Genomic DNA, 16,348 nt, shown 5'->3' on the forward strand with positions numbered 1-16,348 from the left:
AATTCGACCGTTCTTTGTCGAGCGCCCTAGCAGCCGGGCCCACGAATGGGGACGACGGTTTGTCGGCCGAGACGCGAACGACGCCCCTGTCCGTAGCGAGCATCCCCGATTGTGACGGAAGCGGAGCAGCGGCTGCGCACCACGTCCGCCTCCGGAAGGATAGACCATTTGAGGAACTTGCGAAGTCCTTGATCACGCTGGATCGCCTCGCGGATAAAGGGGTCTGTCATATGCGTCGGCGTGCAGCTGCTAACGCCGCCAAAGCCACCGGAAAGCGGATCGTAGTGGCTGCGCCGGTAGCAGTCGCCCTCCTGCCAGACGAGGTCGCGGCGCCAGAAGGCGACCGGCGGCGGCGAAGCGAAGAGCGCTTCGACGGGCCGATTTCCTGCCCAGTGCCGTACCGCGGCATCGGCACGCTCCGTAATCCCGAGATTCAGGCCGATGTACAAAAGCGCGATCGCAATCGCCGCCTGCGGGATCCGTCGCCATTCCTTGCCATGCTGCTCGCGGCGCTTGGAGAACCCGATCGAAAGCGCGAGCAGCAGCCAGATCCAGATGTCGATGATGAACAGGCCATCAGCGTGGTACCAGGACTTGGACAAGGGCGAAAACAGCTGGACCGAATAGGTAGTCAGCAAGTCCAGAAGAGGGTGGGTGACGGCTCCTAGGTAACAAAGAGCGACCAGCCAGCCGATCCGCATCGGCAAGCCGCTCTTGAAGGTGGCGCCCTTGCTGAGTTGCCACCGATCGAGGAGCCACAATAACAGGGCCAGGACAGGCGGCATGACCAGCACGCCGCCGATGAGGCCGTGAGTAAAACCGCGATGCGTCGCCAGCGGGTCCCACGGCGCGCTTCCGAAGAAGACGTCGATGTCGGGCATGTTGGCGGCGAGGATGAGAGCGGCCAGGCCCTTGCGCGTCTGCGCCTTCAGGCCGGCCTGGCCCAGCACCCAGCCGGCCATCGAATGCGTGAGATTGTCCACTCAGGAATCGCGGTTCAGAGCTTGTGCGGTTCCTTCTCGACCATCCAGGTCTGACCCTTTGAGACCAGTTTCTGTAGGTCGGCGGTCTTACCCGATGCCGCAGCAGCATTCTGCTCGAGCACCGCGCTATCGAAGGTCGGGGCCGGGCTTTCGTAGATGACGCCCAATGCCATCGGGAAGCTGTCAGGCATGGCGATCAGCATGGCGGCGATGCCCTTGTTCTTGGGATCGTGAACGATGACAGCGGGGTCGTCGGCGCCGACCACCTTGAGCGCCAACCGCTCGGCGTCGAGCGCCAGGCCCTTCGTTCCGTTTGCGAAGAGCATCTTCTCCCCGGCCTTGAGCCAAAGCTGCTTTTCCTGGGCAACTTCGCGCTCAGTGAAGCTGGCGAAGACATCGTCGTTATAGACGACGCAATTCTGATAGATCTCGACGAAGCTCGCCCCGCGGTGCGCGTGGGCCGCCTTCAGCACGTCGGGAAGATTCTTGTGCACGTCGATGCCCCGCGCGACGAATCGTGCACCTGAGCCCAAGGCAAACATGCACGGAGTCACCGGGCGGTCGACGGAGCCGAAAGGCGTAGATGGAGAACGGGTGCCGACGCGGCTGGTCGGAGAATATTGGCCCTTGGTCAGTCCGTAGATCTCGTTGTTGAAGAGAAGGATCTGGCAATCGAGGTTACGGCGAAGCACGTGCATCGTGTGATTGCCGCCAATGCTCAGCGCATCGCCATCGCCAGTGATGATCCAGACGTCGAGCTCCGGATTGGCCAGCTTGATCCCCGTCGCGAAAGCGGGAGCGCGCCCGTGGATCGTGTGGAAGCCGTAGCTCGCCATGTAATAAGGAAAGCGGCTGGAGCAGCCGATACCCGAGACGAACACGGTCTTTTCACGCGCAACGCCTAGGTCCGGCATAGTGCGCTGCACCGCCTTCAGGACTGCATAATCGCCGCAACCGGGGCACCAGCGGACCTCCTGGTCGCTGGCCCAGTCCTTCGCGGTCGTGACGGTCGTCATTTCATTCATCAGAGATACCCACCCAGCCAGGCGATAAGCAAAACGACCACGATCAGCAGCATCACCATCGGGAAGACGTTGATCTGCTTCATCGATCGCATGCGCCAAAGTTCACAAAGCTCACTCCTCTACGCGCCCAGCGCCGCGTCAATCGCGGCTTCGATTTCGGCGATGCGGAACGGGTGCCCGGAGACCTTGGTCAACGGCTTTGCATCGACGAGATACTGGTCGCGGAGCACCGTCTTGAACTGGCCCATGTTCATCTCGGGCACGAGGATATGTTTGAAGCCCTTGAGCAGGACAGACATGTTTTTCGGCATCGGCCAGATGTGGCGGACATGGACGTGCGCAACGTCCTGGCCTTTCGCGAGCGCCCGCCGGACCGCCTGATGGATCGGACCGAAGGTCGAGCCCCAGCCGACGACGACCAGCTCCGCCCCCTCGCGGCCGAGGCAGACATCCTGATCGGGAATGCTGTCCGCCACGTTTGCCACCTTCTGATGGCGGGTTTCCGTCATCTTCTGGTGAGCGCCGGGACTATAGTCGATGTTGCCGGTACCCGGCTGCTTCTCAATTCCGCCAATGCGGTGCTCGAGGCCGGGCGTGCCGGGCTTGATCCACGGACGCGCAAGCTCGTCATTCCGGGCGTAGGGCATCACCCCCTCGCCTTCCGCAGGCTGCTTGTCGAAGAATGCCACCGGGAACGGCGCATATTCGCTCATGTCCGGCACTTTCCAAGGCTCCGCCGCATTGGCGATATAGCCGTCCGTCAGCAGCATGACCGGTGTCATGTAGCGAGTGGCGATGCGGCAGGCCTCGATCGCGCATTCGAATGCATCCGCCGGCGAGCGCGCCGCCACCACCGGCAAGGGTGAATCCGCGTTGCGGCCGTAGACGGCCTGGTAGAGGTCGGATTGTTCCGTCTTCGTTGGAAGGCCGGTCGACGGACCACCCCGCTGCGAATTGACCACGATCAAAGGAAGCTCGGTCATGATCGCCAGGCCAAGCGCCTCGGTCTTGAGAGCAATGCCTGGCCCGGACGATGAGGTGATGCCGAGTTGACCGGCGTAGCTCGCGCCGATCGCGGCGCAGATGGCCGCAATCTCGTCCTCTGCCTGGAAGGTCGTGATCCCGAACTCCTTCAGCCGCGCAAGATGATGCAGCAATGGGCTTGCCGGAGTGATCGGATAGGAACCGAAGAACATGCCGATCCCCGCCAACTGGCAACCGGCAACGAGCCCGAGGGCCAGCGCCTCCGCGCCGGTGACCGTTCGGTAGAGGCCAGGCTCGGCCGGGGCAGGCGCGATGTGGTGCTGTTTGAAAGGCGCTCCCATCTCGACCGTTTCGCCATAGGCATGGCCGGCATTCAGCGCCGCGACGTTCGCTTCGGCGAGCTCGGGAGCCTTCGCGAACTTCTGGTTCAGCCAGTCGACGATCGGCTGCCGGTCGCGATCGAACATCCAGAGCGCCAGTCCCAGGGTCCACATGTTCTTGCAGCGAAGGGCTTCCTTGTTGCCCAGCCCGAACGGCTTCACGGCATCGAGCGTCAGCTGCGAGATGTTGAAGTGGACCAGCTGCCACTTGGCCAGGCTCCCATCCTCCAGCGGATTTTGCTCGTATCCCGCCTTGGCGAGGTTGCGCGCGGTGAACTCGCCCTCATCGGCGATGATGAGGCCGCCTTCGCGCAGGCTGTCCACGTTCACCTTGAGCGCCGCAGGGTTCATGGCGATGAGCACATCCGGAGCGTCGCCAGCAGTATCGATAGCGGCCGAGCCGAAATTTATCTGGAAGGCGGAGACCCCAAAGGTGGTCCCCTGCGGTGCCCGGATTTCTGCCGGAAAATCGGGGAAGGTCGCTAAGTCGTTGCCCGCGAGCGCAGTCGACAGGGTGAACTGGCCGCCGGTAAGCTGCATGCCATCGCCGGAATCGCCCGCAAAGCGGACGACGACTGCTTCGGCCGGCGGATGCGCCGTCGCTTCTTTTTCGGTGAGGAGGTGGGTGGCTGTCGCCACAGGGAAATCCTTCACAAACGCTATAGTTTCGAGTTGCTACGTCTTTAGGCCTCTAAGGCCGATTTCGCCACCGTTTCGTCAGGCGAGCCAACAGCCATTGTTCGCGGCAGCGGCAAGTGCGATGCTCGCCGGGGGCAAAATGCCTAGACCCGCAACCTGGATTTGTCCGACTTGCTCAAATCGCCGACGCGCGCGGTTTTGCCCGCAATGCGGCGAAGAGCGGTTGCGCGCAAACGACCTCAGCGTGCGGCACCTTGCGAAACAGATCATGGCCGCCACGAGCTCCGTCGACGGCAAGCTGGTGCGGAGCTGGCGGATGTTGCTCACTCGGCCAGGGCAGCTGACGGCCGCTTACATCTGTGGCGAGAGACGCCGGTACATCACTCCGCTTGCGCTCTTCTTCATCGGCAACGCCCTGTTCGTGGCCGTGCAGTCGCTGACCGGAATCAACGTCCTGTCCTCACCGCTGGAATCCCATCTTCATTCGCAGGACTGGAGCTCATTCGTCCAAAGCCTCGTGCAGGCGCGGCTCACCGACCGCCAGCTTACGCTCGACGCTTACGCGCCGGTGTTCGACCGATCGGCAATCTTCAATGCCAAAGCGCTCATCATCCTGATGGCCCTCGCTTTTGCACTGTTGCCCGCAATCGTTTTCAGCGGACGGCAGCGGCGTGCCGGAGTGCACATCGTGTTCGCGCTGCATCTTTATGCTTTCGTCCTGGTCCTGCTGAGTGTCGCGGTGCTGCTTGCACAACTCGACGTTGCGGCAGGTGGTGGTGGGCTTCGGTCCGGACCCGTGGACAAGGTTCTTTCGCTGCTCAACCTGCTGGTATGCGGCGGATATACCGCTCTCGCGCTTCCGAGGGTCTATCGCACGTCGGGCTGGCGGAACTGGCTTGCAGCCGTGTTCCTGACGAGCGCCGTTGCAACCCTCTTCATCGGCTACCGCTTCGCCATATTCCTGATCACTTTCGCGACGACCTAAGGCCTCCTCATCGAGACGAAGCCGAGCTAAGGCGCTCGGCATGGCAACGGGCGAGAATGGCTACCGCCGCGGAGTCGGCGTCATGCTCCTCAATCGCGAGGGCAAGGTGTTCGTCGGCGCGCGCATCGATAATACGGACGAGGCCTGGCAGATGCCGCAAGGCGGAATCGACAAGGGCGAAGAGCCGTGGACGACCGCCAGGCGGGAGCTGGAAGAGGAAACGGGGATTCCGCCCCGTCTCGTCGAGCGCATCACGGAATGCCCCGAGCGGATGAAATACGACCTTCCGCCTGAGCTGCAGGGAAAGCTCTGGGGCGGGAAATGGCGCGGGCAGGATCAGGATTGGTTTCTGGCGCGCTTCCTCGGCGATGATAGCGACATCAATATCGCCACGGACGATCCGGAGTTTCGCGAATGGAAATGGATCGAGCCGGCGCAGCTGCCGGACCTGATCGTGCCGTTCAAACGCGAGCTCTACCGGCGGCTTCTTCGCGAGTTCGCCGATTATCTCTGATTAGCAGTGAAATAGCCGATCCCGCCGCCGACAATAGCGCCGACCAACGGTCCAACGAACGGAAGCGGAATGGCGATCACCGCGCCAATGGCGGCAGCAATGGCGGTTCGCTTTGCAAGCGGGTTTTCGAGCATCGTTCGCACTCCTTAGGTGTGTATTATATAACTAATACACGTGGATGTCCACGGGGAGAGTCGGCAAGCCTGTAAGTCCTTGCGATGAGGGTGTAAGCGAGTGCTACCCAACGCCTGAACAGGAGGCTTGCGATGAACCTGCTTCTCGCTGCTTCGGCCCTCGCTCTCGCTCCAATGGACACCGGGCATGCGCACGAACATTCGCCGCAGCTCGGGAAGCTCAGGTTCGAAACGTCCTGCAGCAAAGCCGCGCAAACGCAATTTGAGACTGGCCTGAGATGGCTCCATTCGTTCGAATATCAGGAGGCGGAACGCAGCTTCAGCCAAGCAGCGGCGACGGATCCGGCATGTGCGATCGCTTACTGGGGCGTGGCGATGAGCAATTACCATCCCTTGTGGGCGGCGCCGACGCCGGCCGAACTCGCGAAGGGTCAGGCCGCGATAGAAAAGGCGAAGGCAGCCGGAGCCAAGTCCCCGCGCGAGCGCGACTTCATTGCCGCGCTCGACACCTTCTATCGCGATGCAGGCCGGCTCGATCTGAAGACGCGCGCTTTCGCCTACTCCGATGCGATGGCGCGCCTTCGCGAACGATATGCCGATGACGACGAAGCGGCTGTCTTTTATGCGCTGTCGCTGATCGCGGCCGGGACGATGGACGGCGACAAGGCGTACCCAAGGCAAAAGCAGGCGGCGGCAATCCTGAATGGCGTGCTTGCGCGCAACCCCGATCATCCGGGGGTCGCCCATTATCTGATTCACAGCTTCGACTATCCGGCCCTTGCCGAGCTCGCACTGCCTGCGGCGCGCCGCTACGCGGCAATAGCGCCGGACTCGGCGCACGCTCAGCACATGCCGTCACACATATTCACGCGGCTCGGGCTGTGGGACGAAGCAATCAAATCTAACCTTGCCGCCGAAGCGGCGGCCAAGGCCCACGCCGCGGCGATGGGAATGGTTGGCGCGTGGGATCAGCAACTGCACGCAATGGATTATCTTGCCTACGCCTACCTGCAGACGGGGCAGGATCAGAAGGCAGAAAAGGTGTTCGACGACCTGGCGTCGATAAGCCAGGCCGACCCGCCGTCGCCGACCGTCGCATATGCAGCCACTGCAATTCCGGCGAGGCTGTCGCTGGAGCGCCGGCGGTGGGACGAGGCGGCAGCGTTGAAGCTGCCCGCTACCGTAAATGGCCTGAAAGCTCTCACGAACCATCCCTGGGCGATCGCCAACATCCATTTCGCCAATGCTGTGGGAGCTGCCCGCGCAGGCAAGCTCGAGCTGGCGCGCGATGGGATCGCGAAGCTCTTGGCGGACGAGCAGAGTCTGAAGGTGCCGCCGGGCGAATATGACTGGCGTAAGCAAATCGCGATCGAGCGCCAGATCGCCGAGGCCTGGCTGGCCAACGCGGATGGACGGCGCGATGACGCCATGCGCCTGATGCGAGGGGCCGCGGACCTCGACGATGCTACCGAGAAACACCCCGTTACGCCGGGAGCGATCCTGCCGGCGCGCGAGCAACTTGGCGAGTTGCTTTTGGCGCAGGGGCGTCCGGCTAATGCGCTGAAGGAATATGAAGCGTCGCTGCAGCGCGCGCCCCGGCGTCTCGCCGGCGTATATGGCGCTGCGGAAGCCGCGAAGCTCGCTGGAGAAACGGAGAAAGCCGATCGACTCTATGCTGAGCTTGTCACGATGACTCAGGACGGCGACGACGCGCGTCCGGAAGTGAAGAGCGCACGAATGTTCGCCGCGAGCCTCGACTCGACACGGCGCTAGCTCACGGGCGCTTGAACACCGGCATCTTGGCGGTGAAAATCTGCAGTACCTGCCCGTCCTGATCCCGCGTCTCCGCGCGCATGGTGACGATCGCCATGTTCGGCTTCGAGCGAGACGGGAGTATGTCAACGAACTCGCTGAAGACCTGGAGATCGGAGCCGGGCCTTGTCGGCCGAGGCCAGCTCACCTCGGTGGTAGCGCCGATAAGCCCTGCGTCGAGCGGGACGCTATCCACGAGAAGTCGCATCGTGATCGCCATCGTGTGCCAGCCGCTCGCTGCGAGGGTGCCGAAGATCGTACCTCCGGCGCCTTCGTCGCTCAGGTGGAAGGGTTGCGGATCATATTCGCGGGCGAAGGTCTTGATCTGCTCGGCGTCGAGATGGTGGACGGCGCTAACGAAGCGCTGGCCTACGTAGAGGTCTTCGAGGAACAGCCGCTCCGAGGCGGCGCCGGTCCGATCTTCGCTCAGTCTTCTGTGAGCAGCGCTTTGGCGGCCACGCAGGTGCGCAGCTCACCGCTCGCATAAGGCTTGCGAAGCACGCGTGCTCCCTCTGGCACGTCACGCAACTCCTCGCCGGCCGAAGTTAGGACGAGCTGGACGTTGGGCCGCTCCTGGGAAAGCTTCCGGGCCAGTTCGAGCCCGTCGACGGTCCCTGGAAGCCCGGCTCCTGTGACCACAACCTCGATTTCGGGATGCTCCTTGAGCACCTCGGTCGCATTTGCGGCATCAAAGGCGTGGAAGGTCTCGAAGCCGGATTCACGAAGGATGTCCGAGGCGACCATGCCGATGAACGGCTGATCTTCGACGATCAAAGCGGCAGGTTTGTCCGAAGCCATATGACCATAACCTACATCAGGGTCGGGATAGGTGCTTGTTCGCGGCCGAGTCTGTCAATCGTGACATCACAGCTCACCTGTTATTTTCCGGGACTGGCCTTGCGGCGAGGCTTCATTTTGGATGCTGCAGCCTTGGACTTTGGCGCCGACGCAGTCTTTACAGCCTTTGCGCCGGGCTTGGAGGCCCGCTTCGCTGCAGTCTTCTTGCCGCTCTTGGGCTTGGTTTCAGCAACCGCCTCCAGGCTTCGGCGGCCGATGTCCAACGCCAGTTGCCACATCGCATTGCCCCGGCTCGCGCCGGATTTGGAGAGCTTGGTCAACTCGTCGCTGGCGTGCGACGCCAGGGCACGGGCCTTATTGGAATCCTTGAGCGCGGCCGCTGTCGCGACAAGCGCCGCGGCTACGACGTCTACGACCAACGGATTGTCGCTCATCGCCTTGATCTTGGTGAACGCTGCTGCGCCCTTCGTGGCTGACTTGCCCTTCTTGTCTTTCTTCTTCTTGTCCTTGGCCACGAGAATCCCCTGCCGACTCCAGAACACTGGCGTCATACCAATTTTCGTCACAAGTCTGTAACAGGTCTCTGTTTCAGATCAGCGACATGCCGTGGGCAAGATCGATCCCATTGCTCCCCCTTCGCGCAAGGTGATGGAAAGCCTCAGCGAGAACGCGACGGCGGCCGCGACGGCTGCGGCCGAGCCGGTTCAGCCAGAGCCGAGATATTTCAACAGGGAATTGAGTTGGCTGGCCTTCAACCGCCGGGTGCTCGAAGAAGCTTGCAACGAAAGCCATCCGCTCCTCGAACGGGTTCGCTTCCTGTCGATCTCGGCCAACAATCTCGACGAGTTCTTCATGGTGCGTGTGGCGGGCCTGAAGGCGCACCAGGCGATCGGAGTGGAGGAATTCTCGCCCGAGGGCATGACTGTGGCCCAACAGCTCGAAGCAATAAGCAGCGCCGCCGACCAGCTCGTGACGAGCCAGCACGAAGCTTGGGGGACCCTGCAGGCCGCGCTCGACGAAGCAGGGCTTCACAAGGTCGGCGACGAGCCGCTGGATGCGGCCGCTGAAGCCTGGCTAGACACGCATTTCCGTGAACAGATCTTCCCGGTCCTTACGCCGCAGGCAATCGATCCGGCCCACCCCTTCCCGTTCATCCCCAATCAGGGCCTAAGCCTTATCTTCGAGCTGAAGAAGGGCCGCACCGGGGTTCGCGTTCTCATCATGGCACCGGCCAGCTTGCCCCGCCTGATCAGGATTCCGGGACCGGAGGCGCGGTACATCTCTCTTGAGCGCCTGATCTGGCGCAGGACTGACTATCTTTTCCCGAAATACCAGATCCTGAGAGGCGGCGCCTTCCGGATCATCCGCGACAGCGACATCGAGGTCGAAGAAGAGGCCGAGGACCTCGTCCGTTATTTTCGAACGGCGATCAAACGGCGCCGCCGCGGTCGCGTCGTCCGACTGGAGCTCGAGCCGGGAATGCCCGACAGCCTGGTCCAAGAGGTGATCGACGGCCTCGACGCGAAAAATGCCATCATATCGGAAACGCGCGGATTCCTGGGGATGGCCGACCTAGCGATGCTGGTCGAGGAGGACCGCCCCGACCTGAAGTTCCCGCCGTTCAATCCCCGCTTCCCGGAACGGATCCGCGAGCACGGCGGCGACTGCTTCGCGGCGATCAAGGAAAAGGACATCCTGGTACACCACCCCTACGAGAGCTTCGAAGTCGTAGTGGAATTCATCCAGCAGGCGGCCGCCGACCCCGACGTGGTTGCGATAAAACAGACGCTCTATCGCGCGGGCAAGCAGTCGGCGATCATCCGTGCCCTCATCGATGCCGCCGAAGCGGGGAAGTCGGTAACCGCAGTCATCGAGCTCAAGGCGCGGTTCGACGAGGAACAGAATCTGGTGTGGGCCGCCGCGCTCGAGCGGGCCGGCGTGCAGGTCGTCTACGGGTTCATAGATTGGAAGACCCACGCCAAGGTGTCGATGGTTATCCGGCGTGAGGAGAAGGGCTATCGCACCTACTGCCACTTCGGCACCGGCAACTACCACCCGGTCACCGCGCGCATCTATACGGACCTCAGTTACTTCACCGCTGATGCCAAGCTAGGCCGCGATGTCGCCAAGCTGTTCAACTACATCACCGGTTACCTCGAGCCGCGGAACCTCAAGCAGCTGGTCATCTCGCCGGCGAACCTGCGGGCGGAACTTGTCCGCCTTGTCGATGCGGAGATCGGCGCAGCAAAGGCCGGCAAGCCCGCCGCCATCTGGGCGAAAATGAATTCGCTGGTCGACCCGATCATCATCGACAAGCTTTATGAAGCTAGCCTCGCCGGCGTCCAGATCGACCTCGTGATCAGAGGCATATGCTGCCTTCGCCCGGGCGTTCCCGGCATGAGCGAAAATATTTATGTAAAATCGATTGTCGGCCGGTTCCTGGAGCACGCGCGCGTCTGGTGCTTTGCGAACGGTCACGAGCTGCCCCACCCCGCGGCCAAGGTTTACATAAGCTCCGCGGACTGGATGCCGCGCAATTTCGACCGGCGCATCGAATACATGCTCCCGCTCGATAATCCGACAGTGCACGCCCAACTTTTAGATCAGGTGATGGTCGCCAACCTTATCGACAATGAACAGAGCTGGCGGCTCAACGCAGATGGCACCTACACGCGCCTGCAGCCCAGTAAGGGCCACGAGTTCAACCTCCACGATTATTTCATGGCGAACCCATCGTTGTCCGGACGCGGGCAAGCGCTAAAGAAGGGACGCAAAGTTCCGAAGTTGCGCTTCCACCGGGGACGTTAGGCCTGAGCACCGCCGAACCTGTAGCGATCATCGATATCGGCTCGAACTCGGTGCGGTTGGTCGTCTATGCCGGCTCCGAGCGCATCCCGACGCCAATCTTCAATGAGAAGGTGCTTGCAGGTCTCGGAACCCGCATCGAGCAGACGGGGCGCCTCGCGGAGGACGCTCGCGAAAAGGCGCTGGACACGCTCAAAAGGTTCAAGCTGCTCGTCGGACACATGAAAGTGAGGCGCACGCACGTGATGGCCACCGCCGCCATTCGCGACGCAGCGGACGGTGCCGATTTCGTCAGAGAGATAGATCGGATCGGCTTCGAGTGCGAGGTTCTCGGCGCCGAAGACGAGGCGCAACTTGCCGGAATGGGCGTATTGTCCGGAATCCCGCACGCGGACGGCCTCGCCGGCGATCTCGGCGGCGGCAGTCTCGAATTGGTTGAGGTTGGCGACGGTGCAGTCAGGGGCGGAGTATCCCTTCCGCTCGGAGTTCTTCGTGCCGAGGCGGGCAGCAGCGGCGAAAAGGCTGCACGGAAGGCGCTGAAAGCCGCTCTCAAGACAAGCGGGCTGCGCGAGCACGGCCGCGGGCGAAGCTTCTACATGGTCGGCGGATCCTGGCGCGCGCTCGCTCGGATCGACATGCTGACGCGCGACTATCCGCTGCCTGTCACACATGAGTACAGCCTCGCGCCGAAGCGCATCGCCGAGCTCCGTCGCAACGCCACGTCTCCCGATGCCGCGCTTGCCAAGATCATCGCGCCGGCACGCCTCGCAACGGCGCCCGTGGCCGCCATGCTTCTCGAGCTGCTTGTCGAGGAAATCGAGCCTGCCGAGCTTGTCGTATCAACGTTCGGCATCCGCGAGGGACTGCTATATTCAAAGCTGAAGCCGGCGGTTCGGCGGCTCGACCCCTTGCTTGAGGAAGCGCGGGAATCTGGCGGGGGCGAGCATCGCTTCGGGCAGCACGGCGACCTCCTGGATGAGTGGATCGGAGACTTGTTCGAGGACGCTCCCGAGATGCAGCGGCTGCGCCTTGCTGCCTGCCTGCTGGCGGATGTGGCATGGCAAGCCAGCCCGACGTTTCGGGCGGACCGAGGCATAGAGATGGCCCTGCACGGCAACTGGGTCGCAGTCAGTCCGACGGAGCGCGTCATCATCGCCCAAGCCCTTTCTTCCAGCTTCGGCCGTGACCGCCTGAGCGACGGCCGGCTTTTGGAGCTTTGTCACGAGGATGATGTACTGCGTGCCCACGAGTGGGGGCTCGCTATGCGCCTTGGCCAGCGGCTGTCGGGAGGCGTCTCTTCCGTGCTCAAGCGCACGGCGTTGCGGCCCACCAATGGCGCGATCGAGCTTAACGTGCGGCGAGGCGAAGAGGCTCTGGTCGGCGAAGCAGTCGAGCGGCGATTGGTCCGACTGTCCGAAGCGCTGGGCAGGGAGCCCACGGTCGTCAGCGCCTGACAGTAGCGTTCCGCAATCGGCCCCGCTAGGAGCCGGGCCATGGGGGAATTGTCGTCCACCGAACAGCAAGTGATCGAGCGTGCCTCGGCCGAACCGATGCTCGACCAGGTGCTCACCTGGTCCGCAATCAATAGCGGCTCGCGCAACCTTGCTGGCCTCGGCTCAATGGCGAATGTGCTCGCCGATGCCTTTGCGGAACTCCCAGGCGAGACTGGTTTCGTCGATCCTGGCGAGGTCGAGACCGTCGATTCGAGCGGGCGCATATCCGTCCTCGAACACGGCAAGCATTTGCATCTGAAGGTCCGGGCCAGCGCTCCTGTGCAGCTTCTCTTCACCGGTCACATGGATACGGTGTTCGCGGCCGATCATCCGTTCCAGGAAACGCGCTGGCTTGACGACGGCGTACTCAACGGACCTGGCGTTGCTGACATGAAAGGCGGGATTGCGGTGATGCTCGCCGCGCTGAAAGCCGTCGAGCAAAGCTCGGCAGCTGCCAACCTAGGCTACGAAGTGGTGATCAACAGCGACGAGGAAGTTGGCTCACTCTCGTCAGCCGGCCTGCTTGCTCAAGCGGCCAGCGTTAAGCGCGCTGCACTGACTTACGAGCCCGCGGCCCTTCCCGACGGCACGCTCGCCGGAGCCCGGCCGGGCAGCGGGAATTTCGGAATCGTCGTGCGCGGAAGATCGGCCCACGCCGGCAGAAATCCGGAGGACGGGCGAAATGCCCTCCTTGCGGCAGCCGATCTGGCGCTGCGGCTCGCAGCCGCAAAGCATCCGGGCCTGAGTGTAAACCCGTCGCGCATCGAAGGCGGAAGTCCCAGTAACGTGGTTCCGGACTTGGCCGTTCTGCGCGTGAACATGCGGCCTCGCACCCCTGAAGATGAGCAGGCCGCGCAAGCCATAATCGATACAGCGGTCGCCGAGGTAATCGAGCTGCACGACGTGCAAATCGAGCTCCACGGGGGGTTCGGGCGCCCCCCGAAGCCGCTTACGCCCGAGGCGCTTGCACTGTTCGAGCTGGTCAGGAAAGCCGGTGCGGACCTCGGCCAGACCATCGGGTGGCAGCCGTCTGGCGGTGTCTGCGACGGCAATAATATCGCAGCCTGTGGCGTCCCCGTCGTGGACACGATGGGCGTGCGCGGAGGCAAGATCCACAGCATGGAGGAGTTTCTGATCGTTGACAGCCTTGCCGAGCGCGCCGCGCTTTCGGCTCTGACCATCTTGCGGCTGGCGGAGGGCGCATGACCTTCCGGGTCCGTCCTGCTCACGGCGAGGACTTCGCCGCAATATATGAGATGGCAAAGCTCACGGGCGGAGGCTTCACCAACCTGCCGCCGGACCGGGCAACCCTTGTCGCAAAGCTCGCCCGCTCGGAGCAGTCGTTCAACCGCGAGACTGACGAGCAGGAGGGCGACATGTACATGTTTGTCCTGGAAGACCCCGTCGAGAAAGTCGTGCGGGGCACCTGCCAGGTCTTCGGTCAGGTCGGTGTGGTCCAGCCCTTTTACAGCTACCATCTGAGCACCCTGACCCAGGCAAGCCCGGAGCTCGGGAAGACCTTTCGCAACCAGCGCCTATCTCTGACCACGGATCTCGAAGGTTCGTCCGAAGTCGGCGGCCTTTTCCTTCACCCGGCTCAGCGCGCCGGCGGATGGGGCGGATTGCTCGCCCGCAGCCGGTATCTCTTCATGAAGCTGCATCGCCAGCGCTTTGGCGACCGCACCCTCGCGGAACTTCGCGGCGTCATGGATGAAACAGGAGCAGCACCTTTCTGGGATGCGCTCGCCGGCAAGTTCTTCGGCATGAGCTTCCCCGAGGCCGACGAGTTCAACGCGGTGCACGGCACGAAATTCATCGCCGATCTGATGCCGCGGTCTCCGATCTATGTGGCATTGTTGACCGATGAAGCGCGCAGCGTGATCGGTCAGCCGCATCCGACCGGACGCGCCGCGCTTCGCATGCTTGAAGAGGAAGGTTTCACTTACGACCGCTACGTCGACATTTTCGACGGCGGACCGACGGTCACGGCGCCCACCGACCGCATTCGCACCGTTCGCGAGTCCAACGAGGAAACGATCGCCGAAATTGGAGCTGGCGGCAGGACCAAGATGCTGGTCGCCAAGGGCCGCCTGAAGGATTTCCGCGCCTGCCTGGCTTCCGTGAAGCGCCTTCCCAAAAAGGGCATCTGCATCGACGAAAAGGCCGCCGAACTGCTTGAGGTGGAGGTCGGCGACACGATCGTTGCGGTTGGGCGCTGATGCTCCGCGAGATCAATTTCGACGGCATCGTCGGCCCAAGCCACAATTATGCCGGGCTAAGCCTGGGCAACCTCGCCTCGACGCGAAACGCCGGGCACGTTTCGCAGCCGCGCGCGGCCGCGCTGCAGGGCATCGACAAGATGCGCGCAAACCTGGCGCTCGGCCTGGCGCAGGGCCTGTTCCTGCCCCACCCTCGCCCGCACGCTCACTGGCTGGCGGAACTTGGCACGACTTACGATGAAGCCGATCCAGCGCTGGCGGCCAACGCAATGTCGGCTTCCGCTATGTGGGCGGCGAACGCGGCCACCGTCTCGCCGGCGCCCGACACGGCGGATGGACAATGCCATCTGACGGTAGCCAACCTGCGCACCATGCCACACCGCAGCCACGAATGGCCGGCGACGCTAGCGCAGCTGCGGATCGCTTTCGGAAGCGACGCCTTTCGGGTTCACCAACCGGTTCCGCCTGCATTCGGTGACGAAGGCGCAGCCAATCACATGCGCCTCGCCGGCGCTCACGGCGAACCCGGAGTTGAGGTCTTCGTATATGGCGTTTCTGGGGGCGCATTCCCCGCCCGCCAGCATATCGAAGCATCGCGCGCCGTCGCGCGGCTGCATTCGCTCCCGCCCGAACGGACGATTTTTGCCGCCCAGTCGGAGAAAGCAATCGCGGCCGGCGCGTTCCACAACGATGTGGTGGCGGTCGCCAATGAGCGCGTCCTCTTCGCTCACGAGAAGGCATTCGCTGATCGAGATTCGCTGGTGGCGCAGCTCGAGCGGCTGGTCCCGGGTTTCGAATATGTCGAAGTCGCTGACGCCGAAGTGCCGATCGAGGATGCGGTTCGGTCTTATCTTTTCAACGCCCAGCTGGTGAGTCCCGCCGATGGCGAGATGACTCTGGTCGCACCGACCGAATGCCGCGAAACACCATCGGTGTGGAACTGGATAGAGCGCCATGTAGCGGGCAACGGCCCCATCCGGCGCGTGGAGATCGTCGACGTGCGCCAGTCCATGGCCAATGGCGGCGGTCCCGCATGCCTTCGCTTGCGCGTCGTTGCCGACCCGGCGGCTGTCGACCCCCGCTTCATGGTCGACGAATATAAGCTGGATCAGATCGCGGACGTCATCCGCCAGCACTGGCCGGTGGAGATCGACAATTCAGACCTTCAAGAACGTTCGCTGATCGAGGACGTGGTCAAGGCGCGGTCCGCATTGCTCGCGGCGCTCGATCTAAATCAACTGGCCTGAGCGCGCGCTTGTGAGGTTCCATCCGGAGCCTCAGGAACCAGGCTGTCCCAAAACGGCATGGTTAAAGGCCACTTTACGCTTTCCCTTAAGTCGCGAATGGCTCAAATCCTGTGCTTGCACGTTGCCGCATTAAGGATTGACGATGCTGCGTAAGATAGGCCGCCTGTTTGTGATCAAGACACGCCTTGAAGCGTGGCTGGTCACTTATGCCATCGCAGTCGGAGCAGTCGAGCGCGGCCGCCATTACCTGGACATCTATCCCGGCTGGCCCGGCTGGATGCTGGCGGTGGCCTGCACCGGCGTAGTCTTCCTTGCCGGCGCCAAGCTGCT

The 16,348-nt window shown here is 62.8% G+C and carries 15 protein-coding genes; 8 read left to right on the top strand and 7 right to left on the bottom strand.

What is annotated here, in order from left to right:
- Positions 1-26: 26 nt before the first annotated feature.
- The 3 genes from LZ538_RS05805 to LZ538_RS05815 form a co-directional block, all read right to left on the bottom strand.
- Positions 27-983 carry a metal-dependent hydrolase gene (locus LZ538_RS05805; protein WP_249831062.1) on the bottom strand — a complete coding sequence of 319 codons (957 nt, stop codon included), beginning with the start codon at positions 981-983 and terminating at the stop codon, positions 27-29.
- Between the two features lie 14 nt (positions 984-997).
- Positions 998-2,008 carry a 2-oxoacid:ferredoxin oxidoreductase subunit beta gene (locus LZ538_RS05810; protein WP_249831063.1) on the bottom strand — a complete coding sequence of 337 codons (1,011 nt, stop codon included), beginning with the start codon at positions 2,006-2,008 and terminating at the stop codon, positions 998-1,000.
- 119 nt (positions 2,009-2,127) lie between these two features.
- Positions 2,128-4,011: a 2-oxoacid:acceptor oxidoreductase subunit alpha gene (locus tag LZ538_RS05815; protein ID WP_249831064.1), complete on the bottom strand. Its 1,884-nt coding sequence runs from the start codon at positions 4,009-4,011 to the stop codon at positions 2,128-2,130.
- A 268-nt stretch (positions 4,012-4,279) separates the two neighbouring features.
- On the opposite strand from LZ538_RS05815, the gene LZ538_RS05820 reads away from it, so the two are divergent.
- Both LZ538_RS05820 and LZ538_RS05825 read left to right on the top strand, forming a co-directional pair.
- The gene (locus tag LZ538_RS05820) at positions 4,280-4,996 is read left to right on the top strand and encodes a DUF3667 domain-containing protein (protein WP_249831065.1); all 717 of its coding nucleotides are present in this window, start codon (positions 4,280-4,282) and stop codon (positions 4,994-4,996) included.
- Between the two features lie 40 nt (positions 4,997-5,036).
- On the top strand, positions 5,037-5,510 hold the full coding sequence (locus LZ538_RS05825) for an RNA pyrophosphohydrolase (RefSeq protein WP_249831066.1): 474 nt from the start codon (positions 5,037-5,039) through the stop codon (positions 5,508-5,510).
- Here the strand turns inward: LZ538_RS05825 and LZ538_RS05830 are convergent.
- Positions 5,501-5,644, bottom strand: a complete 144-nt coding sequence (locus LZ538_RS05830) for a hypothetical protein (protein WP_249831067.1) — start codon at positions 5,642-5,644, stop codon at positions 5,501-5,503. The two genes, LZ538_RS05825 and LZ538_RS05830, sit on opposite strands and share 10 nt — an antisense overlap.
- A gap of 132 nt (positions 5,645-5,776) precedes the next feature.
- Between LZ538_RS05830 and LZ538_RS05835 the strand changes: the two genes are divergently transcribed.
- The gene (locus LZ538_RS05835) at positions 5,777-7,417 is read left to right on the top strand and encodes a tetratricopeptide repeat protein (protein WP_249831068.1); all 1,641 of its coding nucleotides are present in this window, start codon (positions 5,777-5,779) and stop codon (positions 7,415-7,417) included.
- Position 7,418: 1 nt separating this feature from the next.
- On the opposite strand, the gene LZ538_RS05840 is transcribed toward LZ538_RS05835, so the two are convergent.
- The 3 genes from LZ538_RS05840 to LZ538_RS05850 form a co-directional block, all read right to left on the bottom strand.
- The gene (locus LZ538_RS05840) at positions 7,419-7,919 is read right to left on the bottom strand and encodes a MaoC family dehydratase (RefSeq protein ID WP_347402754.1); all 501 of its coding nucleotides are present in this window, start codon (positions 7,917-7,919) and stop codon (positions 7,419-7,421) included.
- The gene (locus LZ538_RS05845; RefSeq protein WP_249831069.1) at positions 7,883-8,254 is read right to left on the bottom strand and encodes a response regulator; all 372 of its coding nucleotides are present in this window, start codon (positions 8,252-8,254) and stop codon (positions 7,883-7,885) included. The genes LZ538_RS05840 and LZ538_RS05845 overlap by 37 nt, the downstream gene beginning before the upstream one ends.
- An 80-nt stretch (positions 8,255-8,334) precedes the next feature.
- A complete protein-coding gene (locus LZ538_RS05850) occupies positions 8,335-8,769 on the bottom strand; it encodes a hypothetical protein (RefSeq protein ID WP_249831070.1) in 435 nt (144 codons plus the stop codon).
- Between the two features lie 133 nt (positions 8,770-8,902).
- On the opposite strand from LZ538_RS05850, the gene LZ538_RS05855 reads away from it, so the two are divergent.
- The 5 genes from LZ538_RS05855 to LZ538_RS05875 are packed head-to-tail and all read left to right on the top strand — an operon-like array spanning position 8,903 to position 16,018.
- On the top strand, positions 8,903-11,062 hold the full coding sequence (locus LZ538_RS05855) for an RNA degradosome polyphosphate kinase (RefSeq protein WP_249831576.1): 2,160 nt from the start codon (positions 8,903-8,905) through the stop codon (positions 11,060-11,062).
- A 50-nt stretch (positions 11,063-11,112) separates the two neighbouring features.
- The gene (locus LZ538_RS05860; protein ID WP_249831071.1) at positions 11,113-12,513 is read left to right on the top strand and encodes a Ppx/GppA phosphatase family protein; all 1,401 of its coding nucleotides are present in this window, start codon (positions 11,113-11,115) and stop codon (positions 12,511-12,513) included.
- A 39-nt stretch (positions 12,514-12,552) separates the two neighbouring features.
- Complete coding sequence (locus LZ538_RS05865) at positions 12,553-13,758, top strand: hydrolase (protein ID WP_249831072.1); 1,206 nt, start codon at positions 12,553-12,555, stop codon at positions 13,756-13,758.
- Positions 13,755-14,771: an arginine N-succinyltransferase gene (locus LZ538_RS05870; protein WP_249831073.1), complete on the top strand. Its 1,017-nt coding sequence runs from the start codon at positions 13,755-13,757 to the stop codon at positions 14,769-14,771. Before LZ538_RS05865 ends, LZ538_RS05870 begins: the two co-directional genes overlap by 4 nt.
- Positions 14,771-16,018, top strand: coding sequence for an N-succinylarginine dihydrolase (locus LZ538_RS05875; protein WP_249831074.1), 1,248 nt, complete (start codon positions 14,771-14,773; stop codon positions 16,016-16,018). The genes LZ538_RS05870 and LZ538_RS05875 overlap by 1 nt, the downstream gene beginning before the upstream one ends.
- The last annotated feature ends 330 nt before the right edge of the window (positions 16,019-16,348 follow it).

This window comes from Sphingomonas hankyongi (assembly GCF_023516575.1).
Taxonomy (GTDB): domain Bacteria; phylum Pseudomonadota; class Alphaproteobacteria; order Sphingomonadales; family Sphingomonadaceae; genus Sphingomicrobium; species Sphingomicrobium hankyongi.

Bases quoted from the DNA above. Each gene is read 5' to 3' on its own strand.
- LZ538_RS05810 (WP_249831063.1), bottom strand. From the start codon at position 2,008: ATGAATGAAATGACGACCGTCACGACCGCGAAGGACTGGGCCAGCGAC.
- LZ538_RS05820 (WP_249831065.1), top strand. From the start codon at position 4,280: ATGGCCGCCACGAGCTCCGTCGACGGCAAGCTGGTGCGGAGCTGGCGG.
- LZ538_RS05825 (WP_249831066.1), top strand. From the start codon at position 5,037: ATGGCAACGGGCGAGAATGGCTACCGCCGCGGAGTCGGCGTCATGCTC.
- LZ538_RS05830 (WP_249831067.1), bottom strand. From the start codon at position 5,644: ATGCTCGAAAACCCGCTTGCAAAGCGAACCGCCATTGCTGCCGCCATT.
- LZ538_RS05835 (WP_249831068.1), top strand. From the start codon at position 5,777: ATGAACCTGCTTCTCGCTGCTTCGGCCCTCGCTCTCGCTCCAATGGAC.
- LZ538_RS05845 (WP_249831069.1), bottom strand. From the start codon at position 8,254: ATGGCTTCGGACAAACCTGCCGCTTTGATCGTCGAAGATCAGCCGTTC.
- LZ538_RS05855 (WP_249831576.1), top strand. From the start codon at position 8,903: ATGGAAAGCCTCAGCGAGAACGCGACGGCGGCCGCGACGGCTGCGGCC.
- LZ538_RS05865 (WP_249831072.1), top strand. From the start codon at position 12,553: ATGGGGGAATTGTCGTCCACCGAACAGCAAGTGATCGAGCGTGCCTCG.
- LZ538_RS05870 (WP_249831073.1), top strand. From the start codon at position 13,755: ATGACCTTCCGGGTCCGTCCTGCTCACGGCGAGGACTTCGCCGCAATA.
- LZ538_RS05875 (WP_249831074.1), top strand. From the start codon at position 14,771: ATGCTCCGCGAGATCAATTTCGACGGCATCGTCGGCCCAAGCCACAAT.